Annotated in this window: 23 protein-coding genes; 8 read left to right on the top strand and 15 right to left on the bottom strand. The window is 68.9% G+C overall.

Going from position 1 to position 23,403, the window contains the following annotated elements; genetic code table 11:
- Nucleotides 1-8 precede the first annotated feature (8 nt).
- The 5 genes from ftsL to QNM97_RS08655 all read right to left on the bottom strand — a co-directional run bounded on the left by ftsL (nt 9) and on the right by QNM97_RS08655 (nt 4,142).
- On the bottom strand, nt 9-878 hold the full coding sequence (gene ftsL, locus QNM97_RS08675) for a cell division protein FtsL (protein WP_283822391.1): 870 nt from the start codon (nt 876-878) through the stop codon (nt 9-11).
- Entirely contained in the window at nt 875-1,834 is a 960-nt protein-coding gene (rsmH, locus tag QNM97_RS08670; RefSeq protein WP_283823143.1) for a 16S rRNA (cytosine(1402)-N(4))-methyltransferase RsmH, read from the bottom strand. The genes ftsL and rsmH overlap by 4 nt, the downstream gene beginning before the upstream one ends.
- A 324-nt stretch (nt 1,835-2,158) precedes the next feature.
- Nucleotides 2,159-2,599, bottom strand: a complete 441-nt coding sequence (gene mraZ / locus QNM97_RS08665; RefSeq protein WP_208791606.1) for a division/cell wall cluster transcriptional repressor MraZ — start codon at nt 2,597-2,599, stop codon at nt 2,159-2,161.
- Between the two features lie 434 nt (nt 2,600-3,033).
- The gene (locus tag QNM97_RS08660; protein ID WP_208791607.1) at nt 3,034-3,453 is read right to left on the bottom strand and encodes an SCO2097 family morphological protein; all 420 of its coding nucleotides are present in this window, start codon (nt 3,451-3,453) and stop codon (nt 3,034-3,036) included.
- Nucleotides 3,454-3,674: 221 nt separating this feature from the next.
- On the bottom strand, nt 3,675-4,142 hold the full coding sequence (locus QNM97_RS08655) for an SAV_6107 family HEPN domain-containing protein (protein WP_283822390.1): 468 nt from the start codon (nt 4,140-4,142) through the stop codon (nt 3,675-3,677).
- Between the two features lie 305 nt (nt 4,143-4,447).
- On the opposite strand from QNM97_RS08655, the gene QNM97_RS08650 reads away from it, so the two are divergent.
- Genes QNM97_RS08650 through QNM97_RS08640 form a run of 3 tightly spaced genes read left to right on the top strand, consistent with a single transcriptional unit; the run spans nt 4,448 to nt 7,883 of the window.
- Complete coding sequence (locus tag QNM97_RS08650; protein WP_283822389.1) at nt 4,448-5,176, top strand: GNAT family N-acetyltransferase; 729 nt, start codon at nt 4,448-4,450, stop codon at nt 5,174-5,176.
- Nucleotides 5,173-6,843, top strand: a complete 1,671-nt coding sequence (locus QNM97_RS08645) for a phytoene desaturase family protein (RefSeq protein ID WP_283822388.1) — start codon at nt 5,173-5,175, stop codon at nt 6,841-6,843. Before QNM97_RS08650 ends, QNM97_RS08645 begins: the two co-directional genes overlap by 4 nt.
- Nucleotides 6,840-7,883 (top strand): LppM family (lipo)protein, encoded by a 1,044-nt coding sequence (locus QNM97_RS08640; protein ID WP_283822387.1) that lies wholly within the window; start codon nt 6,840-6,842, stop codon nt 7,881-7,883. Before QNM97_RS08645 ends, QNM97_RS08640 begins: the two co-directional genes overlap by 4 nt.
- 42 nt (nt 7,884-7,925) lie before the next feature.
- Here the strand turns inward: QNM97_RS08640 and QNM97_RS08635 are convergent, their stop codons facing one another.
- Nucleotides 7,926-8,885, bottom strand: a complete 960-nt coding sequence (locus QNM97_RS08635) for a methylenetetrahydrofolate reductase (RefSeq protein WP_283822386.1) — start codon at nt 8,883-8,885, stop codon at nt 7,926-7,928.
- A gap of 145 nt (nt 8,886-9,030) precedes the next feature.
- Here QNM97_RS08635 and QNM97_RS08630 point away from each other — a divergent pair, with 145 nt between their 5' ends.
- Nucleotides 9,031-10,188 carry a polyprenyl synthetase family protein gene (locus tag QNM97_RS08630; protein WP_283822385.1) on the top strand — a complete coding sequence of 386 codons (1,158 nt, stop codon included), beginning with the start codon at nt 9,031-9,033 and terminating at the stop codon, nt 10,186-10,188.
- Nucleotides 10,189-10,191: 3 nt separating this feature from the next.
- Nucleotides 10,192-11,745 (top strand): polyprenol phosphomannose-dependent alpha 1,6 mannosyltransferase MptB, encoded by a 1,554-nt coding sequence (gene mptB / locus QNM97_RS08625; protein ID WP_283822384.1) that lies wholly within the window; start codon nt 10,192-10,194, stop codon nt 11,743-11,745.
- Between the two features lie 3 nt (nt 11,746-11,748).
- On the opposite strand, the gene QNM97_RS08620 is transcribed toward mptB, so the two are convergent.
- The gene (locus QNM97_RS08620; RefSeq protein ID WP_283822383.1) at nt 11,749-12,114 is read right to left on the bottom strand and encodes an Rv2175c family DNA-binding protein; all 366 of its coding nucleotides are present in this window, start codon (nt 12,112-12,114) and stop codon (nt 11,749-11,751) included.
- 100 nt (nt 12,115-12,214) lie between these two features.
- Here QNM97_RS08620 and QNM97_RS08615 point away from each other — a divergent pair, with 100 nt between their 5' ends.
- Nucleotides 12,215-13,396 (top strand): protein kinase domain-containing protein, encoded by a 1,182-nt coding sequence (locus QNM97_RS08615; RefSeq protein ID WP_283822381.1) that lies wholly within the window; start codon nt 12,215-12,217, stop codon nt 13,394-13,396.
- A 54-nt stretch (nt 13,397-13,450) separates the two neighbouring features.
- Here QNM97_RS08615 and QNM97_RS08610 read toward each other — a convergent pair whose 3' ends face one another.
- Nucleotides 13,451-14,857, bottom strand: a complete 1,407-nt coding sequence (locus tag QNM97_RS08610; RefSeq protein ID WP_283822380.1) for a class II 3-deoxy-7-phosphoheptulonate synthase — start codon at nt 14,855-14,857, stop codon at nt 13,451-13,453.
- Between the two features lie 114 nt (nt 14,858-14,971).
- Nucleotides 14,972-15,463 carry a polyadenylate-specific 3'-exoribonuclease AS gene (locus QNM97_RS08605; protein ID WP_283822379.1) on the bottom strand — a complete coding sequence of 164 codons (492 nt, stop codon included), beginning with the start codon at nt 15,461-15,463 and terminating at the stop codon, nt 14,972-14,974.
- Nucleotides 15,464-15,531: 68 nt separating this feature from the next.
- On the opposite strand from QNM97_RS08605, the gene QNM97_RS08600 reads away from it, so the two are divergent.
- Entirely contained in the window at nt 15,532-16,863 is a 1,332-nt protein-coding gene (locus tag QNM97_RS08600; RefSeq protein ID WP_283823142.1) for a glycosyltransferase 87 family protein, read from the top strand.
- A gap of 41 nt (nt 16,864-16,904) precedes the next feature.
- Here the strand turns inward: QNM97_RS08600 and QNM97_RS08595 are convergent, their stop codons facing one another.
- From QNM97_RS08595 to QNM97_RS08570, 6 genes are all read right to left on the bottom strand, one after another.
- On the bottom strand, nt 16,905-17,612 hold the full coding sequence (locus QNM97_RS08595; protein ID WP_208791617.1) for a lysophospholipid acyltransferase family protein: 708 nt from the start codon (nt 17,610-17,612) through the stop codon (nt 16,905-16,907).
- Between the two features lie 160 nt (nt 17,613-17,772).
- Nucleotides 17,773-18,750, bottom strand: coding sequence for an ROK family protein (locus QNM97_RS08590; protein ID WP_283822378.1), 978 nt, complete (start codon nt 18,748-18,750; stop codon nt 17,773-17,775).
- Complete coding sequence (locus QNM97_RS08585) at nt 18,750-19,250, bottom strand: hypothetical protein (protein ID WP_283822377.1); 501 nt, start codon at nt 19,248-19,250, stop codon at nt 18,750-18,752. The genes QNM97_RS08590 and QNM97_RS08585 overlap by 1 nt, the downstream gene beginning before the upstream one ends.
- A gap of 121 nt (nt 19,251-19,371) precedes the next feature.
- On the bottom strand, nt 19,372-20,550 hold the full coding sequence (locus QNM97_RS08580; RefSeq protein ID WP_283822376.1) for an ArsA family ATPase: 1,179 nt from the start codon (nt 20,548-20,550) through the stop codon (nt 19,372-19,374).
- A 20-nt stretch (nt 20,551-20,570) separates the two neighbouring features.
- Nucleotides 20,571-21,008, bottom strand: a complete 438-nt coding sequence (locus QNM97_RS08575) for an SRPBCC family protein (protein ID WP_283822375.1) — start codon at nt 21,006-21,008, stop codon at nt 20,571-20,573.
- Entirely contained in the window at nt 21,008-21,430 is a 423-nt protein-coding gene (locus QNM97_RS08570; protein WP_208791622.1) for a hypothetical protein, read from the bottom strand. Before QNM97_RS08570 ends, QNM97_RS08575 begins: the two co-directional genes overlap by 1 nt.
- Before the next feature lie 138 nt (nt 21,431-21,568).
- Here QNM97_RS08570 and QNM97_RS08565 point away from each other — a divergent pair, with 138 nt between their 5' ends.
- Nucleotides 21,569-23,371 carry an AMP-dependent synthetase/ligase gene (locus QNM97_RS08565; protein WP_283822374.1) on the top strand — a complete coding sequence of 601 codons (1,803 nt, stop codon included), beginning with the start codon at nt 21,569-21,571 and terminating at the stop codon, nt 23,369-23,371.
- Nucleotides 23,372-23,403: the final 32 nt, after the last annotated feature.

The raw sequence follows: 23,403 nt of genomic DNA, 5'->3' as shown, positions 1-23,403 counted from the left end.
CCACCGTACTAACGCGTCTCCGGCGAATTTCCGCTCGGCGGGTTGCTTGTCGCCGGCGCGGCCTGCGGCAACACATTGGGCGCAGGCGTGGTCGCTGCCGGGGCCGGTGGTTGCGTGCCGGTCCCGGCAGGTGCCGGAGTCGTTGCACCCGGTGCCGCGGCACCGGGACTCGGTGTGGCGGTACCCGCCGTGCCGGAACTCGGTGCGGTGGAACTCGGTGAGGCCGTTGGGGCGCCACCAAGACCCACCGAGTCATCGACCTTCTTCGGGTCGATCGTGGCAGCCGGATTCGGCTGATCGTCGGGGTTGATCGAGGGCATGCGCTTTCCGGTGGCCGGCTCCGGATCGCCGACGATGCGCGGCTTACCGTCCGGACCGATCACCATGCGGGCCGGGTTCTGATCCACCACGAGCCCGAGCGCCCCTGCGGCATCGGACAATTCGGGTGCGGAGTTACCCGACTCGAAGGTGCGCTTGAGGGTGTCGCTGCGATCGAGCAACTCCTGATTCTGCTGGCGGGCGATGCCGATCTGATAGGAGTCCTGAGCCGCCTTGGTGGACAGCCAGAGACTCAGACCCAGGCCGAAGGCGAGCACGAGCAGCACCGGGATGACAAAGGGCACGCGGGAGAGTCGCTCGGACAGACTGATTCGCCGGGCGCCAGACGCCGCGACCACGGGCGCCGAGACCGAGCCGCGTCGTGCGCCCCGCTCCTGGGAGGCGGTCCGCTTGCTGTGCCGATCGATCGCACGCTGGGCCGCCCGCGATCGGGTCGGCCTCCCGACCCCGCCACGGGTGCGCCGGGGGGTGTGTTCAGTGGTGTCGGAATCCTTGTCGCGCAGTCGATCCTGGCGTTCGATGTCGTCGAGAAGGGTCATCTCACCTCCTCCTCTGCGATTCGTTCGATGACACGGACCCGGACCGGCGTCGATCGCGGATTGGTGTCGAGTTCTTGTTGGTCGGGGCGCTCGGCACCTCGAGTGATGAGTCGGAATCGTGGTGCCGTGCCGGGCAATTCGACCGGCAGCCCGGGCGGCGAGGTCGAGGTCGTCCGTAATGCGAACTCCCGCTTGACGATTGTGTCCTCGAGTGACTGGTAACTCATCATCGCCACACGACCACCCACCCGCAGCGACGCCAACACCCCCGGAAGCGCCTGTCGGAGCGCCTCGAGTTCACCGTTGACCTCCACCCGCAGCGCCTGAAAGGTCCGCTTGGCCGGGTGCCCACCGGTGCGCCGGGTGGCCGCCGGGATCGCGGCATAGAGCAGTTCGACGAGTCGCGCGCTGGTGGTGAAGGGCTCACGCTCGCGTTCGCGCACGATCGCCGACGCGATCTTGCCGGCGAAGCGCTCGTCGCCGTATTCGCGGAGGATGCGGGCGATGTCGCCATGGGAGTAGGTGTTGAGCACATCGGCCGCAGTGGGTCCGGCCTCGGGATTCATTCGCATGTCCAGCGGTGCGTCGACGGCGTAGGCGAAACCGCGCTCCGCCTGGTCGAGTTGCATCGAGGACACACCGAGATCGAAGAGGGCGGCATCGACGCGGTCGGCGCCTGCTTCGACGAGAACCGCCGGGAGTTCGTCGAATCTGGCCTGGTGGAACGTAATTCGATCCCCGAAGTCGGCCAGGCGTGCAGCGGCGGTGGTCAGCGCCGCGGCGTCCCGATCGATCCCGATGACCCGGACCGACCCGAACTCGCGCAGGATCAATTCGGTGTGCCCGCCGGCGCCGAGCGTGGCATCGACGAACACCGGTTGTGCGACAGTGGAATTCGAGAGAGCGGGGGGATTCGAGAGAGCCGGGCGCAATAGTTCGATGATGCGTCGAGCCATGACGGGCACGTGCCCGTGTTCGCCGGAACGGCGTTCGCCCGAGCGACGCGACGGCGGGGTCTGCGCACCCGCACTGTTGTCGTCGTCCTGCGGTGTCACCGGCCTGCCCCTCCGAGTGCGCCGTCCCCCGAGCGGCCGCACCCGTCGCGCGGGCCGGCCTCGAAGAGGGGCGGCTGTCGTGTGTTGCTTGCGTCGGCTTGTGGTGGAGCGGGGTCCCGACCCGATCGCGCACCTGGCGTTGGGGAAGTACGCCAGGGTCGGACCGGGTCGGGGCCTCGTGCCACCCGAAGCCCTGTGCATCTGTCCTGCACCCACGTTGCGGAGTTAGAGCACCGCGCTCAACGCCGCGGAGTTCGCCGCCGAGAAGTTCTCCTCGTGCTGACTCTGGTAGTCACGCCATGCCTGTGCGTCCCAGATCTCCAGGTGATCGAAGCTGCCGATCACCACACACTCCTTGGACAGTCCCGCGTACTGCCGATGTTCGGCCGCCAGGGTGATCCGCCCCTGCCCGTCGGGCCGTTGCTCATCGGTGCTGGCGAAGAAGTACCGCTGGAAAGCGCGCGCTTCGGGATCGTTGCGCGACGCCTCCATCGTCTTCTCCGCGATCGCATCGAACTCCTCGGCCCGATACACCGACAGGCTGTGGTCCTGGCCGCGTGTGACCATCACCCCTCCTGCCAATGCGTCGCGAAACTTCGCGGGCAACGTGAGTCGCCCCTTGTCGTCCAACTTGGGCGTGTAGGTACCGACAAATCTCGTCGACATGTCGGCACCTCCCGCCCACCGGGTCCGGCGTTCCGGATCGCCTCACCCAGTGACGCCCACAGTACCCCACTTTCCACCACTTTCCACCCCAAAACCGCCCCGATTCCCCACCCGCGGATGAATACGCAGGTCAAGAGCACAATTGAGATCGCGACACGGTAGGTCTCAGCCATGTGGACCGGCGTGGCCCTGCCTGACAGGTGAGGTCTGTGAGGATAATTGTGGCTGGTGAGATCGCGATTCCGGGTGTGGTGGGGCGTGGTGGGGATGCCTGTGGGGCTGTGTGGGGACTCCGGTGGGGCTGTGTGGGGAATCCGGTGGGCCGAGTGGGGGCGGCCCCCGACGTGGACATACGACAGCAGCCGCACACCCGGCGGGGGTGTGCGGCTGCTGTGAGAAATCAGTCGCGGAACCTCAGTGGGTTCGTTGCGGGATCACTCCTGCTCGAACCGGCGATTGAAGCGGTCTTCCATGCGCTCGGTGAACTTGCGCTTGGGCGTCGCGGCCTTCGATCCGCGCCCTCCGGACCCACGTCCGCCCGGGCCGCGATCGGCCGACGGCGGCGCTCCCTTGCCGGGTAGCCCGCCCCACAGCGCCAGCAGTGCGGCGGCGAACATGACGAGGAAGCCGACGAGACTCAGGATGGGGAAACCACCCACGTCGAGCCCGATGATGGGTCCCACGATCAACAGCGCCAGACCGAGGACGAAAACGACGGCCGCCTGGATGCGGCGACGACCGGTCGACCGCCCGAGGCGGCGACGAGTGACGCTGGACGCGAACTTCGGGTCCTCAGCGTACAGAGCGCTTTCGATCTCTTCGAGCATGCGCTGCTCGTGCTCCGAGAGTGGCACCGACCCTCCTTACCTGTAACCGACGAGCCATCGACGAGATGTTCGCCGCGATACTCGCCTGATGACTGTGTTCGCGGCCTACAGCCATGATACGAGGTGATTCCGGCGGCGACCACCATAACCGCACTCGTTGAATCGTTTTTGTGTTCGGGGCCGTTACCGGCGCCGATGCGATGGCGCCGCGCGGCACCGGCTCGGGAGGCCCGACGGGTTACGACACATCACGCAGGATGTGCCAGCGATCCCGATTGCGCGCCATGTCCGCCTTGCTCATAGGCGATCACCACGCCCTCGACGGTGTCGAGGAATGTCAGCACCAGGCGGTGCAGTTCGGCGACGACAACCGGATCGACATGTCGCTCCAATCCGGCCTCGATGTTCATTCGAAGACCAGACCATGCGGCGAAACGTTCGGCCTGTTCGGCCAGGTCCGGCATGATCACCGCCAGACGATTCCATGCGTTCGACGACAAACCGCGCGTCGAGCGGCCGCTGGTCGGCTCACCGATGGCCAGGGCCGCACCGGCAGCCCGCAACGAGGTCAGGTACAGCTGCCGGAAGCGTTCGGCGTCGTCGGTGATCCCGTCGGCGTTCTCGAGAAGGAGATCGGCACGTTCAAGCAGGTCACGCGCGCGCCCGACGACGATCGGATCCACCTCGACCTGTGGGGTCGTTCGACGTGTCATCATGGGCCTCCTCCCGTTGTCGCGGTGTTCGTGGGTCAGGTGGGCCGTGCCGGCCGACCCTTTGGTGTCAACGCGCTCCGAGGGCAGGCGCTTCCCTCGCCCACCGCCGGACCGCGTCGGTCGTCGGGTGGCGGCGAACAGCTTGCGGAGGCACATTCATCGAACACCCGTTCGACGGATTCAATGGTAGTCAGATCTGATCGCCGGGGCAAGGCGTTCGGCAACCCGATGCGCATCACCATGCCCGACGCCACCGACAAAAGGGGGCGGGCATCCGAGCACGGGATCGACAACAGGAAGGACCGCACGTGACGATTCGGATCGCCCGTCTCGACGGACGTGACTGTGCGGTCTGGCTGGGCCCGGCACTCGAGATCTATGTCACAGCGATGAACTATCCCCGCGGAACCGAGATGCATCGCGCCGGACTGTGGCGTGAGCACATCCGCCGACCCGGATGGGAGGCCTACGGCGCGATCGCGACCGTGTCCCCCGCCGAGGACGGCTCGCTGGATCTCGTCCGCCGACGGCTGGACCCGCCCCTGTCCCCCCGCGGCGACGAGGTGCTCGTCGGTATCGCCTACGGCTACCGCGGAGCGCGCGACCAATGGTGGAATCAGCAACTCCGCGCCGGTCTGCGATCGACCGGTCGGGACCCGCGGATCATCGACGAGATCACCGAGGACTACTTCGAGCTGACCGAACTCCACGTCCACCCGAGTGCGCAGGGACATCGGATCGGCGAATGGCTACTGCACCGCCTCCTCGCCGACCGACCCGAACACCACGTCCTGTTGTCCACACCGGAGATCGCCGACGAGGGCAACCGCGCCTGGGCGTTGTACCGGCGCATGGGCTTCGGTGACGTCCTGCGCGGATTCACCTTCACCGGCGACCCGCGCCCGTTCGCCTTCCTCGGGCGACGACTACCCCTCGTCGCACCCACGGTCGTGCCGGGCACCGCCGATCCCATCGTCCCCGGCGAACCCATCGTCCCCGGGCAACCCGTCCCCGGCGAATCCGACCGGACCCGATGACGACGCATCCGGTGGGCGACGCGATCGTCGTCGGCGCCGGTCACAACGGTCTGGTCGCGGCCGCCTACCTGGCCCGGGCGGGGCGTTCGGTGACCGTCCTGGAACGCGACACCATCCCGGGTGGTGCGGTGTCGACCGTCGAGCGCTTTCCCGGCTATCGCGTCGACCGCGGCTCGTCGGCGCACCTGATGATCCGCCACTCCCCGGTCCTCGACGAACTCGCACTCGCCGACGCGGGTCTGACCTACCTCGACTGCGACCCGTGGGCGTTCTGTCCGGCGACCGACACCGCCGGACCGATCGTCTTCCGCACCGACCTCGACGCCACCTGCATCTCGATCGAACGTGCCTGCGGACGCGCCGACGCCGACGCCTATCGCGCCTTCGTGGCGACCTGGGCGCCGCGCGCCCGAGCACTCATGCGCTCCTTCTACGAACCGGCCACGCCGGGGCGGTTCGCGCGCGCCTTCGGTGGTCTCGGCCCCACCGCCACCACCGCGCGGACCGGCCTGTTCGGTGCGCGGTCGGGCCGGATGATGTCGGTGACCCAGGACCTGATGTCGTCCGGGGATGCCCTGCTGGACCGCTGGTTCGGTTCCGAGCACCTCAAGGCCGCCCTCGCCTGGTTCGGTGCCCAGTCGGGCCCGCCGATGAGCGCCCCCGCGACCGCCCCGATGATCGGGTTCGCGGCGCTGATGCACCAGATCCCACCCGGCCGCGCCGTCGGCGGCAGCGGAGCGCTGACCGATGCGCTCGTGCGCCGGCTCACCGGTGACGGCGGCGAGGTGGTCACCGAAGCCGCGGCCACCTCGATCTCCCGATGCGGCGACCACTGGCGGGTCGAAACCGCCGACGGCGCGCCGCGATGTGCCGACACGGTGATCGGCGCCTGCCACATCCTGGCCACCCTCGACCTGCTCGCGGCCGGCGGATTCGACCCCGAGGCGCTCGCGCGGTGGCGACGTCAGATCATCGTCGGCTCGGGTATCGGGATGGCCGTGCGTCTGGGGACCCGCGAGTTGCCCGGGTATCGGGATCTGCCCGCAGACCTCCCCGCGCACGGCGTGCATTCGGCACTGGGGTTGCTCGTCAACGACCGGGATCAGCTCCGCCGCGCACAGACCGCGGCAGCGGTCGGCGAACTGCCCGAGCGGCCTGCGTGTCTGGCGATGGGATTCTCCGGCATCGACCCGACCCTCAGCCCGCCCGGGCATCATCTCGTCAATCTGTGGGCGCAATGGCATCCGCGTCATCTCGCCGACGGATCCGGGTGGGACGAGGTGGCCGCCGTCGCCGCCGACGCGGTCATCGCCGAGGTCGAGCGTCACGCTCCCGGCTTCGCCGACGGCATCGAGCACCGCCACATCCAGACCCCGCAGGCGCTGGAATCCGAACTGGCACTGATCGGCGGCAACATCATGCACGTCGAGATGACGATCGACCAGATGTTCATGCTTCGTCCGCACCCGGACCTGTCCGGCCACGAGGTGCCCGGCGCCGACGGCATCCTGCTCGCCGGCGCCTCGACCCATCCCGGCGGTGGGGTCACCGGCGCCAGCGGGCGTATCGCCGGACGAGCCGCGATCGCCCGCGGCACGGGCCGGCACCCCGGCGATACACGCGGTCGGCGCCTATGGCCGCTATCACCCCGGCATCTGGCACGATGAGCAGCGTGCGTCCGCCGATCACTCGCCTGAGCCCACCCCGCGCGTCTGCCTTTGTGCTCACGGTCGTGCTGCTCATCGCGGCCCCGTTGATGTCGGGATGCCTGCAACGGTCCACGACGGTCGGTGATCGATTCGCCGGCAGCGTGGTCGTGGCCACCTCGCCGGACAATCCGCGTGGCGCACCGAAATTCGACATCCCCGAGTCGATGACAGGCAACATCGCGGTCTCGGACTATCGCGCCAGCACGTCGACACAGGGTTCGGGCGCGCCGGCGTCGGCGCAGCCATCGCCGTCGGAGGACACCGACCAGCCGTCCTCGGATTCCACGCCGTCTGATTCCGCACCGTCGGATTCCGCGCCGTCGGATTCCACATCGGCGGCCCCGACACCCCAGGAGCAGTCCGGCGACAGCAGCGACGACGTCACGCTGGTCGGCAGCCGTGCGACCTTCAGCAACCTGACCGCGGGTCAGCTCAGCCAGCTCGGCGACATCATCGCCGACGCCTTCGGCGACACCGCGATGACCATGGACCTGTCGGCAAAGCGCAGCGGCTCGGTGGTGCGATTCCGCGGGTCGACCGATCTCACCGGTCTGATCCCGAATCGCGACTACGTCCGCTTCACGATCTCGTTCGCCGGCCCGATCACCGCGACCAACGGCGACCAGAACACCAACACCTCGGTCTCCTGGACGCCCGAGCCCGGCAAGTCGGCCGACTTCACCGCCGAATCGACCTACGCCGACCCGTCGACCGCCGCATTCGGCGGCTGGACGTGGCTGATGGTGCTCATCTGCGCCGCGGTGGTGCTCGTCATCATCCGGTTGGCCTATGTTTCCCGCGACCGCAGCCCGCGTCCGGGACGACCGGCCCGGGCGGCGTCGACGGGCGGAAAGAAGAACTCCGGTAAGAAGGCGGCGGGAAAGAAGGCGGCGGCCACGGACGACAAGGCCACCGTCCCCGCCGACGCCGCTCCGGATCAGGGAGTTGCGCACCGCGACGCCGGGGCACCCGACGCCGGCAACACCGGCAAGTCCTGAACCGACTCCCGCGGGATCACCCCGAACCGGCCGATCGACCCGTCAGCGCGCCCCGACAGTCGGCAGCGCGTCGGGCACGCCGACGCCGAGGCGGTCGAGCACCTCACACGTCGCCTTGGCGAAGTTCAGACTGCAGAAGTGCAGGCCGGCAACGCCTTCGGCGATGAGTCGCTGCGCGGTCTCGGTGGCGAAGTCGATGCCGACGGCCCGCACCGCGGCGCGATCCTCCTCCGGTCCGTCACCGGCGGCCTCGGCGAAGCGTCGCTCGACCGCGGGTGGGATCACCGACCCCGACAGCTGTGTCATGCGACGGGCGCTGGCCAGCGAGGTGATCGGCATGAGCCCGGGAATGAGTGGTTTGGCGGCCTGCTCGGGGTCGGCGCGCGCCACCCGGTCGCGCAGCCGCAGGAAGTCCTCGACGTCGAAGAACATCTGGGTCACCGAATACTCGGCACCGGCACGCAGTTTGCCGACGAGCACCTCGGTGTCCTGATCGAGATCGCGGGCGCGGTGGTGCCCCTCGGGGAACGAAGCGACGCCGACGTGGAAGTCTCCGAGGCCCGAGATCAATTCGACGAGTTCGCGCGCGTACTCCACACCCTGCGGGTGCCGGACCCATTCGCCGAGGGGATCGCCCGGCGGATCCCCGCGCAGCGCAAGCAGATTCGTGATGCCCTGGTCGGCGTAGGACCCGACGAGGGCACGCAGTTCGGCGATGCTGTGATTGACGGCGGTCAGATGCGCGACCGTCACCAGGGTGGTCTGCGTCGCGAGTTCACCGGCGATCCGAACCGTACGATCCCTCGTCGATCCGCCTGCCCCGTAGGTCAACGACACGAATGACGGGTCGAGACGCTCGAACACCCGGACCGCGCGCCACAGCCGGGCCTCGCCCTCCTGATCGCGGGGTGGCATGAACTCCACCGAGAAGTGCACGACGCCGTTGGCCGGCGGTGCGGCAAGGCGTTCGACAACGGAGAGCGCCGGTGGGGATGAGGTCACCGCGCCATTGTACGTAGGTCGTTGTGGCACGTTGGCTGCCGTGGCACCCGGCTGCAGTGGCACGCAGGTCCGTCGCTGCGGGACCGTGCCCGGTAGGCGCTCCGGGGCGTGTCTGCCCCCGGGCCACATGCCCTAGCCTGAGGGAATGAGCCCGACCGCACCGCCGCCCGCCGACGCAGAGCCGACGTCGTTGTCGGAGGTACCCGTCGCCACGGGCGCAGTCCTCGAGCGCTTCTTCGACGCCACGTTGCCGGTCGCCGGCGCCATCTCGCCGGTCGTGGGACGCGCCGCCGACATCGTCGCCGACTTCGTCCGGCTCGGCGGCAAACGGGTCCGGCCGATGTTCGCCTACGCGGGCTGGTTGGCCGCGACCAGCAGCCCCGAGAGGCGTCCGCCCCATCCTGAGCAATCCGCCGCCGACGCGCTGCGGGTGTGTGCCGCACTGGAACTCGTCCAGGCGTGTGCGCTGATCCACGACGACATCATCGATCATTCCGACACCCGCCGCGGTCGGCCGACGGTGCATCGGCGCTTCGAGACCGCCCATCGCGACGCCGGGTGGTCCGGCGACGGGGCCGGCCACGGCGTCGCCGCGGCCATCCTCGCCGGAGATCTCGCGCTGGCCTGGGCCGACGACCTCGTCGGCGGACACAGCCCGGCCGGCCCGGACGCCGGCGCACCCGCACCGAATCCGCTTCCGGCCGAGGTGTCCGCGGTCTGGGCGGCGATGCGCACCGAGGTGCTCGGCGGGCAGTACCTCGACATCGTCAACGAGGTCAGCGGCGATGACACCGTCGAATCCGCCTATCGGGTGATGGAATTCAAGACGGCCGCCTACACCGTTGCCCGTCCGCTCGAACTGGGGGCCCGCATGGCCGGCGCGCCCGCGGTGCTGCTCGACGACCTGCGCTCGGTGGGCCACGATCTGGGCATCGCCTTTCAGCTGCGCGACGACCTGCTCGGGGTGTTCGGCGACCCGAATCGAACGGGTAAACCCTCCGGCGACGATCTCGCCGAGGGCAAACGCACCGCACTTGTGGCACTGAGCCTCGAACGAGCCGAGCAGCGCGATCCGCGATTGGCGGCGGTGTTGCGTGATGCGGTCGGCCGGCGTCTCGACGATCACGAGTTGACCCGTATCCGTGAGCTACTCGTCGACGTGGGCGCCGTCGAGGAGATCGAACGCCGCGTCACAGCTCTGCTCGAGGCCGCCGTGGCCCGGCTCGAACGCGCCGAGATCGGCACCGACATCCGGGCCGACCTGATCGCGATGGCCGGTCGGATCGCCCACCGCGAGGCCTGATTGATGTTCTCGCGCAGTCGAGTTGCGACAACTCCCGGCCGGCCCGCCGCGGCACCTCCGGCCCCCACACCGTTCGTGCCCGCAGAGATCTGGCTCGGCGGGATCGGGGCGATCGCAGTGTGTCTGGGCGGTTTCTCGGTCGCCGACATCCCCCGCAACCACCCGGGTCTGCAGGACGTGGGACTCGACGCGATCACCTACGGCCACGGAAAGACGTTGGGCGCGATCGTGTTCTGGCTCGGTATCGCCGCGATGGTGTTCGCGTGGATGAGGCTGGGTCGACGACTCTGCTCCCCCGATGCCGGCCGGCCCCTCCCGAGCCTGACCACACTGCGATGGACCGTGATCGGGTGGGCCGCACCGCTGTGCGTGACCGTGCCACTGTTCAGTCGCGACGTCTACGCCTACCTCGGGCAGGGGGTGGTCTTCGCCTCCGGATTCGATCCCTACGCCGACGGGCCGGCCCACCATCCCGGCCCCGTCCTCGACAGCATGGCGCAGGTGTGGGCGTCGACGACGGCGCCCTACGGCCCGATGTTCATGGCGATCACCCGAGGTGTGGTCGCGGTATCCGGTGAGCACGTCCTCACCGGCGTCTGGCTGATGCGTCTGGTGCTGTTACCCGGACTCCTGTTGTCGCTGTGGGCCGTTCCACGTGTGGCGACCCACTTCGGCGCTTCGCCGCAGGTCGGGGTGTGGCTGGCGTTGCTCAATCCGATGGTGTTGATCCACCTCGTCGGCGGCCCGCACGTGGAATTGCTGATGATGGGCGTGCTGGCCGCCGGACTCGCCCTGACCGTCGCCGGCCGGCACGTCAGCGGTCTGGCGGTACTGGGGCTGGCCGTGTCGATCAAGGTCACCGCGGGCGTGGCGATCCCGTTCGTGGTGTGGATCTGGCTCTCGCACACCCGATCCCAACGCAAGGTCACCGGCGCCGATGTCGCGCGGGTGTTCGCGGTGGTGATCGCCGTTCCGGTCGCGGTGTTCGCCGCCTGGACCGCCGTTCTCGGTCTCGGACTGGGCTGGCTCACCGGTCTGGGCTGGGCCGACCAGATCATCAACTGGTTCACGCTGCCCACCGCCTCAGCACATCTGGTGACGCTGGTGGCGGCACCGTTCACCGCACTGAACCTGTGGCCGGTGCTGACCGTCACGCGGGCGATCGGCGCGGTGTGTCTGGCGATGATCCTCGTGGCGTTGTGGTGGCGCCATCGTGCCGACGAACGCAGCGCCATGGCCGGGCTGGCGTGGGCGATGTTGGCGGTGCTGCTGCTCGAACCGTCGACACTGCCCTGGTATTACACCTGGGTCCTCGTCGTCGCGGTTGCTTTCACGCTGCCCGGCTGGGTGCGGTCCGTCGTGGTCGGGGTGTCGACGTTCATGCTGATCGTCTTCCAGCCCGACGACTCGATCGTCTTCTACAAACTGCCCGAGGTGGCACTGGCCGCCGCGCTCTCGCTACTGGCCGCCATCTCGCTGCTGCGTCCCGACCCGCTGCGCCTGGGCACCCTGGCCCGACGACTGTGGGGCGCCGAACCCAAACCGGTCCCGGAGTGAGGCCTAGAACGCCTGCGCCTGTGCGCGCCGGATGACCTCACGGGCCGAATGCGTGTGCAGCGCCGCCGCGGGATGCATCTGCAGATCGTCGAACTCGGTGAACAGCCAGCGCATCGCCTCGTCGCGAGTGAACCCGCCGTCGAGCAGCACGTCGACGAGGCCGGTGAAGTGCTTGGCGATGCCGAGATCGTCGAAGAACAGACACGGCACCGCGGGCTCGCCGTCTCGGGACACGGCCAGCAGGCGGTGATCGCGGATCAAGGTGCGCACGCGATTGGTCGACACGCCCAACAGTCGGGAGACCTCGTCGACCGAATACGTCTCGACCTCGGCCGGGATGACGTCGCGCGAGAGGGGAAGTGAACTCACGGCCCAGAGATTACCGTCTCCCGGGCCGTGTCTTCACCTCGTTCGCCGCCACCACCGTGGTTCCGGTGCGCAGTCGCGCCACCCAGGTAGATTCACAGTCGTGCAGGCAGGGGTCGACGAGTTGATCGGGGCGGTGCTGGAGGACCGCTACCGTATCGACGCGCCCATCGCCCGTGGCGGGATGTCGGCGGTGTATCTCGGTCTCGATCTTCGACTGGGCCGCGACGTCGCGGTCAAGGTGATGGACACCCGATACGCCGCGGACCCACAGTTCTTGCGCCGCTTCGAGTTCGAGGCACGGGCGGTGGCCGGCCTCAAACATCCCGGGCTCGTCGCGGTGTATGACCAGGGCATCGACGACGGGGTCGCCTTCCTGGTGATGGAACTCGTCGAGGGCGGCAGCGTCCGGGAATTGTTGCGCGAGCGGGGCCCGATGCCCCCGCATGCGGTGGTCGCTGTTGCCGATCCGGCGCTGGGCGGACTGGGTACGGCACACGCGGCCGGTCTGGTGCATCGCGACATCAAACCCGAGAACGTGCTGATCTCCGATGCCGGCGAGGTGAAGGTCGCCGATTTCGGGTTGGTCCGCGCGGTCGCCGAATCGGGGGTCACCTCGGCCAGCGTCATCCTCGGCACCGCCGCCTACCTCTCCCCCGAACAGGTCGAGTCCGCGACCGCCGACGCGCGCAGCGACGTCTATTCGATGGGGGTCATGCTCTTCGAATTACTCACCGGGCGTACGCCGTTCCGCGGCGACACGCCACTGGCACTGGCGTACCAGAGACTGACCTATGACGTGCCCGCACCCGGCGACGTGATCGCCGGGGTCCCGGTCGAACTCGACGAGGTGGTGTTACGGGCGACCGAACGTCGCCCGGCCGATCGCTATGCGAACGCCTTCGAGATGCGGGAGGCGCTGCTCGACGTGGCCGAGGATCTCGATCTGCCGCCGTTCACCGTGCCGGCCCCACGACGCTCCGCCGAGCGCGAGACGATGGCGCGCCGTCGGGCGGCGGCGAGCCCGCAGGGCACCCGGGTGGCCTCGCGGCCCGGACCGACGACCGACGCGCCCTCGACGAAGGCCTCGGCGGTCATCGATCGCGGTGCCGCGTCCACGCCGGCGAGCGGCGAGCGCGGCGGCGCGCAGGGCATGCCCGACCCCTTCGACGATCTCGCCGATCGGCGGCTGCGCACACTGATCTGGTTGGTGATCGTGCTCATCGCGGCCGCCGCGGCGGGTGGCGCCGGATGGTGGGTCGGCTCCCAGTTACTGCTCTCCTGACGAGCCCGGCCCCGAAAACCCCCGGCAACCGAAAACCCCCGACACCCGAAACCCTCAGCCGCGCAACATCTCCGCGACGAGGAACGCCAGCTCCAGCGATTGCTGGGTGTTCAGGCGCGGGTCGCACGCCGTCTCGTAGCGTCCGGCGAGGTCGAGGTCGGAGATGTCCTGTGCACCACCGAGACATTCGGTGACGTCCTCACCGGTGAGCTCGATGTGGATGCCGCCGGGATGGGTTCCCAGTGCATGGTGCACCTCGAAGAATCCCTGCACCTCGTCGACGACGCGGTCGAAGTGGCGCGTCTTGTATCCGGTGGGCGAGGAGTGGGTGTTGCCGTGCATCGGGTCGCTCTGCCAGATCACCTTGTGCCCGCTGGCCTCGACCGCGGTGACGATCGGCGGCAGCACATCGCGAACCTTGCCGTTGCCCATGCGAGCCACCAGGGTCAGCCGGCCGGGCTCGTTGTACGGGTCGAGACGTTCGACGTATTCGACGGCCTGCTCGGGGCTGGTGGTCGGGCCGATCTTGATGCCGATCGGGTTGCGGATCAGCTCGGCGAAGGCGATGTGGGCGCCGTCGAGCTGACGGGTGCGCTCACCGATCCACAGGAAGTGCGCCGACAGGTCGTAGAGCACCTTGCCGTCGGCACCGACACTCGGGTCCTCGGGCGCCTCGGCCAGGCGCAGCAGGGCCCGTTCGTAGTCCAGGACCAGTGCCTCGTGCGAGGCGAAGATGTCGGCGGCACCCAGCGAGGAGTCGGAGACCCCACACGCGTCCATGAAGCGCAGACCCCGGTCGATCTCCGAGGCCAACGCCTCGTAGCGGGCCCCGGCCGGGGAGGTGCGGACGAACTCCCGGTTCCAGTCGTGGACGCGCCGCAGGTCGGCCTCCGAGTGGGTCAGCGCGCGAACCAGATTCATCGCCGCGGCGGCGTTGGCGTAGGCGCGCACCAGTCGTGAGGGGTCGTGGATGCGGGTGCCCTCCTCGGCCGGGAACCCGTTGACCATGTCGCCGCGATAGGACGGCAGGCCCAGTGCGTCGGTGTCGGCCGAGCGTGGTTTGGCGTACTGACCGGCGATGCGGGCGACCTTGACCACCGGCAGGCTCGCACCGTAGGTGAGCACGACGGCCATCTGCAGCAGCGTGCGGATGTTGCCCTTGATGTGCGGCTCGGTGTTGTCGGCGAAGGTCTCGGCGCAGTCACCGCCCTGCAGGAGGAAGGCCCGGCCCTGTGCGACCTCGGCGAGTTGTCCGGCGAGCGTGCGGACCTCGGCGGGCATGCAGATGGGCGGCACCGACTCGAGCACCGTGCGCATGCGCCGCGCGTCCTCGGCGGGCCAGCTCGGCTGCTGCAGCGCGGGACGGGCCAGCGCGTCGGCAAAACGCGCCTGCAGGTCGCCGGGCAGCGGCGGGAGTTCGGGCAGTTCGTCGATCGGAACGTCTACGGTCCAGTTCACCACTGCTCCAGCGTAGCGAGGCGTGTGCCGCGGACGTGCATCGGTCGAGATTGATCAGGCGCAACACAGCGAGGCCGCCCTCGCGGACGTGCATCGGCCGAGAGTGATCGAGTTTGATCAGCCCCGCGCCTGCCGTGCCTGTTCGATCGCCTGCCACTTCCGCCAGTTGTGTCGAGCATCACTGAGTGCGTCGTGGGCGTCGGCGGGTGCCGACGGCAGGGATGGGCGACCCGCGTACTCCCAATGCTGGCGCAATTCCCGGGTGAAGCGCGGGATCGTTCGCGGCAACGCGGTCATCGGACCCCACAGCTGGCACAGCACGACGTGGTCGTAAGCGCCCACCCAGGCCCACAATTCGACGTCGCCGGGCTCGGCGGTGAGGAAGGCCAGGAGGTCGTCGCGGATGGTGCGCCGGGACCGCCATGCCCGTGACGACGGCGACGGCAGTTTGGGCAGCACGTTCGCCCGAACCCACTCCCCGGCCCGGCCCGGATCGAACTCGGTGGACACCGCGTAGAATTCTCGACCGTCCTCGGCGACGACACCGATCGAGACGAGATCGATCGTGGTGCCGTCCTCGATAAACTCCGAGTCGTAGAAGAACCGCATACTGGTAAGTATCACCCGCCGCCCGGCGAGGGTCGCCGGAGAGGAACGAAGAGCCCGTCATGACGACAATGCTGACTTCGGTGGATGAGCGGTTACGCCGCTGGTCGCCGACCCGGCGCGCGCGCATCGTGATCGGCGTGATCTTCCTCGCCTCGGCGGGGATGCAGATGTTCGGGGTGCCCTTCACCTCCAGCTTCGGCACCCGGACCCGCATCGACCTCGACGTCTACCGGATCGGCGCGCAGATCTGGCAGCAGGGCCAGAGCCTGTATGCCGATGGGTCGATGCCGTTCACCAGTGACGGCATCTGGTTGCCGTTCACCTACCCGCCGTTCGCCGCGATCGGTTTCGTCCCGCTCGGTGCGATGCCCCTGGCGGTGGCCGGGGTGGTGATGTCGGTGCTCACCATCGCGCTGCTGGTGTTGATCGTCCACATCGTGCTCTCGCTGTTGTCTGTCGGTGCCCGCGCCAATCGCTGGTGGCTGGCGGCGCTCGTCGCCGCGGGAGCGCTGTGGCTCAATCCGGTGTGGATGACGATGGGTTTCGGTCAGGTCAACGTCATCCTGATGGCGATGATCCTGCTCGACGTCTTCGTCGTCGCCCGCGTGCGCAAGCCCTGGACGCGGGCGCAGGGCATCCTGGTGGGTCTGGCCTCGGCGATCAAGCTGACCCCGCTGGTGTTCCTCCCCGTGTTCGCCGTCGCCCGCCGCTGGCGTGCGGCCGCCACCGCCGGTCTCACCTTCGTGCTGGCGGGTGCGTTCGCGGCGGTCTGGCTGCCGCGCGATTCGCTGGGTTACTGGACGCATACGCTGTTCCACACGACGCGGATCGGCGATCCGGCCGGACGCATCAACCAGAACCTCAACGCGGCATGGGTGCGTGTGATGCCGGGCGTCGACGGTCAGATCGCCTGGGTGCTCAGTTCGTTGGCGGTCACCGTGCTGGCGTTGTGCGCGGTGCACGTCTGCCGTCCCCGGGAGGCCTTTCGGGCCGGCGCGGGTCCCGCGGCGCGGATCAACGCGGTGCTGGCGACCTGCGCGATCGCGGTCTGGGGTCTGCTCGTTTCCCCCACCTCGTGGGCGCATCACTGGGTGTGGGCGATCCCGCTGATCCTGACCGCCATCACGGTTGCCGCGCGCACGTCGTCTCGCAGCACCCGGATCGCCCATCTGGGGTTGGCCGCCGTCGGACTGATCCTGTTCTCCCTCGGACCTTTTCAATTCCTCCCGCAGAGTTCGGCCTCGTGGTCGGTGCTCGCGCAGGTCGTCGGGAGTTCGTACTCGATCTGGGGGATCGCCGCACTCGTGGTGATCTGGCGTTTCCCGGCCGAGGGCTTGCGCGCCCCGAGCGCCGACGAGGCGACCGGGCGAGCCGAACTCGCTCAGACCCGCACGAGCTGACCCGGACGAGAAGAGGCGGCCACACGGGCCTGTGGGCCCACTCAGGCCGCGGGCTTGGACTCCACGGCGTCGGCGGGCGCGCGATCCTTGAGGCTGGCCGCGTAGACGTCGACGTACTGCTGGCCGGACAGACGCATCAGCTCGTACATGATCTCGTCGGTGACGGCGCGCTCGATGAACCGGTTGCCCTGCATGCCCTCGTAGCGATCGAAGTTGAGCGGCTTACCCACCCGGACGGTGACCTTGGTCGGCCGAAACATCACGGTCCCAGGCGGATTGAACTTGTTGGTGCCGATCATCGCGACCGGGATCACCGGCACCCCGGTCTCCAGCGCGATCCGTGCCAGCCCGGTCTTGCCCTTGTAGAGCCGACCGTCGGGCGATCGGGTGCCCTCGGGATACATGCCCATCAGCTCACCCTTCTCGAGCTGGCGGCTCGCCGCGGTCAACGCACCGGCGGCAGCCTCGGCACCGGACCGGTCGATGGGGATCTGTCCGACCGCGGTGTAGAACCAGCGCTGGAACCCGCCCTTGAGTCCGGTACCGCTGAAGTACTCGGCCTTGGCCAGGAAGTAGATGCGACGCGGGCACATCAGCGGCAAGAAGAAACTGTCCATCACCGCCAGGTGGTTGCTGGCCAGGATGGCCGGTCCGCGCGTCGGAATGTTCTCCAGCCCTTCGATCGTCGGCCGCCCCAACAACCGGAGCAGCGGGCCCAGCAGCACGTACTTGAACACCTGGTACCACATCGCGTGTGTCACTACCCTTCGTCGCACCGACGAGTGCTTTCCGGCCACTCGATCCGATTGTGAACTCTACTCACCCCAGCCGATGCCCGTGAGATATCGGCCACCCGACGGACATGACTGTGGCCTCGTCCATCTCCGGCCCCCACATACCCGCCTGCCCTCAGACATCGGCGACGTGCCGGCCGTGCGCACCGATCCCCTGGCGGGCAACCTCGGCGGCACCGAGCACCCCGGCGTTCTCACCGAGCTGGGTGCCGCGGATGCGTGCGAGCTGCCGATGGCCGGCCCCGGTGACCAGACGCGCATAGTGTTCGCGGGCCTCGTCGAGGTACAGGCCCGAGGCGGTCCCGACACCGCCGGCGATGACGATGAGGTCGGGGTCGAAGACATCGGCGATCATCGCCAGCCCTTGTCCGAGTGAGGCGGCGAAGGCGGCGAAGGCGGCCACCGCCACCGCGTCGCCGTCGGCGGCGGCACCGGCCACCCGTCTGCCGGTCAACGACCCGGGGTCGGCGGCCACGTCGGTCGCGAGCTGGCTGCGACCCCAGTCGCCGTCGGCCAGGAGCTCGACCACGGTGTCGACCAAAGCCGTTCCGCTGCAGTATCTCTCCCAACATCCGCGCTTGCCGCAGGAGCATTGACGGCCGTCCGGGACGATGGTGAGGTGCCCGAGTTCCGGTGCGACACCGAAGCTGCCGCGATAGATCTCCCCGTCGATCAGCAGCCCCGCACCGATGCCGGTACCGATCGCCAGCACCAGCACGTTGTGTCCACGGGCTGCCGCCCCGTAGTGACGTTCGGCCACCGCGGCGGAGTTCGCGTCATGTTCGGTGAACACCGGGATACCGATGCGTGTGGTCATCTCCTCGGCGACCCGGGCCTCCCGCCACGGCAGATGGGGGGCGAATCGCACCACCTCGCGATCGGGGGTGAGAAAGCCCGCGATCGCCATCCCGACGGCCTTGGCCGCCCAGCGTGAGGTCAACTCCCCGACCAGACGGTCGAGACAGTGTTCGAGAGCTTGGGCCGTCGGCGGGGTCGCCGCGCGCAGCGTGTCGAGCATGACGCCCGAGTCGTCGACCACCGCTGCACGCACGCTGGTGCCGCCGATGTCGATGCCGATTGTCAACTCGCCCATCACTTCTCACTTTCCGATGTCGGGTCGACCGCGTGGTGCCCACGCGACGCGCCGGGCGGCGGTGTCTGCGGGGCGGCCTCGAGGCGCACCTCGATGGGCTGGTAGCGCCGCGGCGGTGCACCGGCGTCGGCGGGGGCACTGCGCAGCGCCGCCGCGATCGCCTCCAACAGGGTGATGAGTGCGGCGATCAGCCGCGCGAGCAGATCACCGATCTCCTGCATCAGCGAGGTGATCTCACCGACGGCGGCCGCGGCCGATCCGTCGCCGAGGAAGGCGCCGGCCGCGGTGGGACCACCCGATCCGGCCCCGGCCGGTCGCGCGGTGCCGGTGGGCCCCGTTCTGCCGGTGGGCACCGATCCACCTGTGCCGAACCATCCCGCGACGACGTCGATCTGGGCAGCCAGCGCGAGGAGCAGGTCGCGCAGCGGGTCGCCCGTCGACTCGCCGCGCTCAGAACCCGACCCGGTGTCGGCACCACGGCTCGTGTCGTCAGTGCTCATACCCTCGCCTCATACGCTCGGCTCATCCGGTCGATACTCCATCTGGCGATTCGTGTGCACAAGCACGGTACCCTCTGCGGCGCGCCCGCCTCCATTCCGGGTGTACGCGCTCCGGCACTTCTCAGGCCTGGCGATCCCGCGGCCAGACGGCGGGATCGGGGGTGAAGCGCACCCGGACCTGTCGGCCGTCCCAGCTCGCCGTGCCGACGTGGCAGCGCCGCAGCACCGACGGCAGCCGCACCGCGTGGCGGAACCCGTCGACGGTGACGAGCAGGTCGTCGCCACTGCGGCCGAGGTCGAACCGGCTGGGCTCGGGCAGCCGTTGCTCCCACGACATCTCGAAGACGGAGTCGAGTCCCGTACCGGATACCGTCGTCACCGCTGCGGCACCGCTGCCGCGCGCAACTCCGGTCGGACGGGCAAGTGACACAGCGAGTTTGCGCAATCGTGCCGGGCGATCCACCGGGGCGGCGGCAAGGTCGACGGTCGACACGGCGACCTGCGGGTCGTCGACGACCACCTCGGCGGGCGCGCCGGCGCCGACACCCCGGTTCACCACGACCGACCGCATCGGAAAGCCCATCAGGTCGGCGATCGCCAGGTGACGGGGCACCGCACCCGCACCGCGCGCATCGGCCGCAACGACGAGATGTCCGGCGACGACGTGCGGATCGGTGAGCAACTCCACGATGTCGTCGCAGTCGCCCGCGATGGCGTCGACGGCGGCGGTCAGCTGCGCGAGCATCGGTGTGTCGGCGGCCGCCGCGAGACGCCGGTGGCGCGGCCACAGCCGCTCGAGGGCCTGCAGCAGGATCGTCGGCGCGCGCAGCAGGGAGTACGGATCGGCCACCCCGGACAGGTCGACGACGATGCGCTCCCAGGTGCCGCTGGTGGCCTCGTCACGAATACGCCGCAGCAACAAGAACTCCTCGACGCCGGGCAGCGCGGCGAGTTCCGCGGCGTCGATGCCGGCCAGTGTGGCCAGCACCGGCAGCGTCGACTTGGCGCCCCGAATGCCGGCGGAGAGCACCTCGGCGAACACCGCCCAGGTCTGCTCCAGCGACTCCAGCCGGTCCAGGGTCAACAGGTGCACACCCGAGGAGACCGCGACGCTCGATCCGGGCATTCGGAAGACCCCCAACAGATCCGGCGTCGGCGAAAGCCGGTCGACGGTGATCAGCAGGGTGTGGCGGTCCGGCCGGGCCAGCGGCGCGCGGGCACGACCACGACCGCGGTCACGGCGCAGTGCTCCGGCGGCCGCGACCACGGAAATCCCGGAACCCCCCGGCCCCAGCACCACGTGGATGGGAGTGAGATCGATCAGCCTTCGACTCTCTTCTTCAGGTCGTTGAGGGCGGCGTCGGTGATGGCCTTCTCGGCGCGCCTCTTGAGTTGCCCGATCATCGGCACCATCAGGTCCACCATCAGCGTGTAGGTGACCTTGCTCGAGCCGGGCACCTGCTGCACGACCTCGTAGCGGCCACGCTGATCGCGTTGCAGGTCACTGGAAACCAGTTCCCACGACACCCCGGTGCCGTCGGCGTCCCACGCATACCGCAATTCGTAGGTGTCGCGCAGCACCCCGGCGTCCAGCACGAACCGGACGCGCCGGGCGCGACCCGCCGAATCCCGTTCGGTGACGTGGACTTCGCGTGCGGCACTGACCCATTCGGGATAGTTGTCGAAGTCGGCGATCACCGCCATGATGTCGCCGGCGTCGGCGTTGACGACAATCGAGCGTTCGGTCCGGTCGGCCATCACGCACCCGTCCGGCCGGCCGTGGTCGCGGGCTCACCGACGCCGCGACCGTCCTCGAGCACGTCCTTGCACTCGAAGGCCATCACCTTGCCGGCCACCCGTCGCTGCCGATTGAGTTCGGCGAGCAGGTCCGCGCGCTCTCGGTCCGATTTCCCGCCGCCGAGCACCGACGCGGCCGGTTCGGCATGCAGGAAGTAATGCAGGACGAAACCGTCGAGCACGGGCTCGCACCAGATCTCCATCGTCCCGTCGATCGGCCCCGACACCCGCCAGCGCACCCCGGCGGCCGCCCGGTCCTCGACGACCTCGAGATGCAGGTCGGGCCACCACCGGCGCCACCTGGTCCGGTCCCCCACCACCTCGGCCGCACTCTCCGGGTCCGCGGCGACGAAGGTGTCGTCGGCAACCTGAATGCTCGTCACGACTCCAGCTTCACATATCGGCGCGGCCGATCGGTAGGCAACGTCTGCTCCGCCCGGTCCGGGCCCACCCCGGCACATCGTGCCAATGATCGTCGTTACGATGGTCTGGTCATCGTTGACGGTCGAAAGGTGCAGGATATGAGCGAGTACAGCGTTCCCGCGAGGTTCACCATCGAAGCCGATGAGAACGCCACCTCGATCATCTTCGGCATCGCCGAACGCACGCCGGGCCAGACCGTCTTCCGCCGCAAGGAGGGCGCGACGTGGGAACCGGTCCGCGCCGATGACATCGCCGCGCGGATCACCGCTCTGGCCAAGGGCTTGATCGCCTCCGGCGTACAGCCCGGGGATCGCGTGGCCCTGTTGTCGGCGACCCGACTGGAATGGGTGCTGCTGGACTTCGCGATCTGGTCGGCCGGGGCGATCACCGTCCCGATCTACGACTCGTCGTCGAGTTCGCAGATCGAATGGATCATGACCGACTCCGCGGCGTCGATGATCATCGTCGAAGCCGACGAGCACCGAAAGCTCTACGAAGCCGCGAATCTCGACCATCCGGTGCAGGTCCTGCAGATCGATCCGGCCGACGGACCCGGCGCGCTCGAGCAGTTGACGACCGCTGGTGCCGAGGTCGACGACGACGAGGTCGCCAAGCGTCGTGCGACGGTCCACGCAGATGATCCGGCGACGCTGATCTACACCTCGGGCACCACCGGCCGGCCTAAGGGCTGCGAGCTGACGCACGCCAACATGCTCTCCGAGGTCCGCGGGGTCCTCGAGGGCAACATGTCGCAGTTGCTCGCGCCCGGCAAGCGGTTGCTGATGTTCCTGCCGCTGGCGCACGTGCTGGCCCGCGCGATCACCCTGGTCGCCATGGAGGCCGGGGTCGAGGTGGGCTTCACCAACGACATTCCGGGCCTCGTACCGGAATTCGCGGTGTTCAAGCCGTCTCTGATCCTCTCGGTGCCCCGCGTGTTCGAGAAGGTCTACAACACCGCCCGCCAGAAGGCCCACGACGAGGGCAAGGGCCGGATCTTCGACATGGCGGCGGCCACCGCCATCGACCACGCCGCGGCGGCCGAACGCGGCGACGTCGGAATCGTGTTGCGCGCCAAGCACACCCTGTTCGACAAGCTCGTCTACGGCAAGCTCCGCGCGGCACTCGGCGGCGAGTGCGAGCTCGCGATCTCCGGGGGCGGGCCGCTCGGTTCTCGCCTGGGATTCTTCTTCTCCGGGATCGGGATCCCGGTTTACGAGGGTTACGGCCTGACCGAGACGACCGCGGCGGTCACCGTCAACACCCCCGGCGCGGTCAAGATCGGCACCGTCGGAAAACCCTTGGCGAGCAACGACGTTCGGATTGCCGAGGACGGGGAGATCCTGCTGCGCGGCGGCGTGGTGTTCAAGGAGTACTGGCACAACGAGGAGGCCAGCGCCGCCGCCATCACCGACGGCTGGTTCCACACCGGCGATCTCGGATCACTCGACGACGAGGGGTTCCTGAAGATCACCGGGCGCAAGAAGGAACTCATCGTCACCGCGGGCGGCAAGAACGTCTCGCCCGCCGGCCTCGAGGATGTCATCCGCGCCGATGCCCTGGTCTCACAGGCGGTCGTGGTCGGCGATCAGAAGCCGTTCATCGCCGCATTGGTCACCGTCGATCCCGAGGCCTTCCCGGCGTGGAAGGAGCGCAACGGCAAGCCCGCCGACGCATCGGTGGCCGATCTCGCCGACGACCCCGACCTGCGCGCGGCGATTCAGTCGGCCGTCGACGAGGCCAACAAGACCGTCTCGCACTCCGAGTCGATCAAGAAGTTCCGGATTCTCGGTGACGATTTCAGCGAGGAGACCGGTGAGATGACCCCGACGCTGAAGGTCAAGCGCAATGTGGTCGTCGACAAGTACGCCGGCGACATCGACGCGCTCTACGCCAAGCGCTGAGTCATCCCCGACCGGAGCCGCTCACAGCAGCC

The organism is Gordonia sp. L191 (assembly GCF_030077625.1).
In the GTDB taxonomy this organism is placed as follows: Bacteria; Actinomycetota; Actinomycetes; order Mycobacteriales; family Mycobacteriaceae; genus Gordonia; species Gordonia polyisoprenivorans_A.
Note: the sequence above shows the minus strand (reverse complement) of the source record. Positions and strands in the feature narration are given on the sequence as shown.

What these genes read in the sequence shown, in the direction of transcription:
- ftsL (WP_283822391.1), bottom strand. Translation starts at nt 878, where the DNA reads ATGACCCTTCTCGACGACATCGAACGCCAGGATCGACTGCGCGACAAG.
- rsmH (WP_283823143.1), bottom strand. Translation starts at nt 1,834, where the DNA reads ATGGCTCGACGCATCATCGAACTATTGCGCCCGGCTCTCTCGAATCCC.
- mraZ (WP_208791606.1), bottom strand. Translation starts at nt 2,599, where the DNA reads ATGTCGACGAGATTTGTCGGTACCTACACGCCCAAGTTGGACGACAAG.
- QNM97_RS08655 (WP_283822390.1), bottom strand. Translation starts at nt 4,142, where the DNA reads ATGATGACACGTCGAACGACCCCACAGGTCGAGGTGGATCCGATCGTC.
- QNM97_RS08645 (WP_283822388.1), top strand. Translation starts at nt 5,173, where the DNA reads ATGACGACGCATCCGGTGGGCGACGCGATCGTCGTCGGCGCCGGTCAC.
- QNM97_RS08640 (WP_283822387.1), top strand. Translation starts at nt 6,840, where the DNA reads ATGAGCAGCGTGCGTCCGCCGATCACTCGCCTGAGCCCACCCCGCGCG.
- QNM97_RS08630 (WP_283822385.1), top strand. Translation starts at nt 9,031, where the DNA reads ATGAGCCCGACCGCACCGCCGCCCGCCGACGCAGAGCCGACGTCGTTG.
- mptB (WP_283822384.1), top strand. Translation starts at nt 10,192, where the DNA reads ATGTTCTCGCGCAGTCGAGTTGCGACAACTCCCGGCCGGCCCGCCGCG.
- QNM97_RS08605 (WP_283822379.1), bottom strand. Translation starts at nt 15,463, where the DNA reads ATGCGGTTCTTCTACGACTCGGAGTTTATCGAGGACGGCACCACGATC.
- QNM97_RS08600 (WP_283823142.1), top strand. Translation starts at nt 15,532, where the DNA reads ATGCTGACTTCGGTGGATGAGCGGTTACGCCGCTGGTCGCCGACCCGG.
- QNM97_RS08595 (WP_208791617.1), bottom strand. Translation starts at nt 17,612, where the DNA reads ATGTGGTACCAGGTGTTCAAGTACGTGCTGCTGGGCCCGCTGCTCCGG.
- QNM97_RS08590 (WP_283822378.1), bottom strand. Translation starts at nt 18,750, where the DNA reads ATGGGCGAGTTGACAATCGGCATCGACATCGGCGGCACCAGCGTGCGT.
- QNM97_RS08585 (WP_283822377.1), bottom strand. Translation starts at nt 19,250, where the DNA reads ATGAGCACTGACGACACGAGCCGTGGTGCCGACACCGGGTCGGGTTCT.
- QNM97_RS08575 (WP_283822375.1), bottom strand. Translation starts at nt 21,008, where the DNA reads ATGGCCGACCGGACCGAACGCTCGATTGTCGTCAACGCCGACGCCGGC.
- QNM97_RS08565 (WP_283822374.1), top strand. Translation starts at nt 21,569, where the DNA reads ATGAGCGAGTACAGCGTTCCCGCGAGGTTCACCATCGAAGCCGATGAG.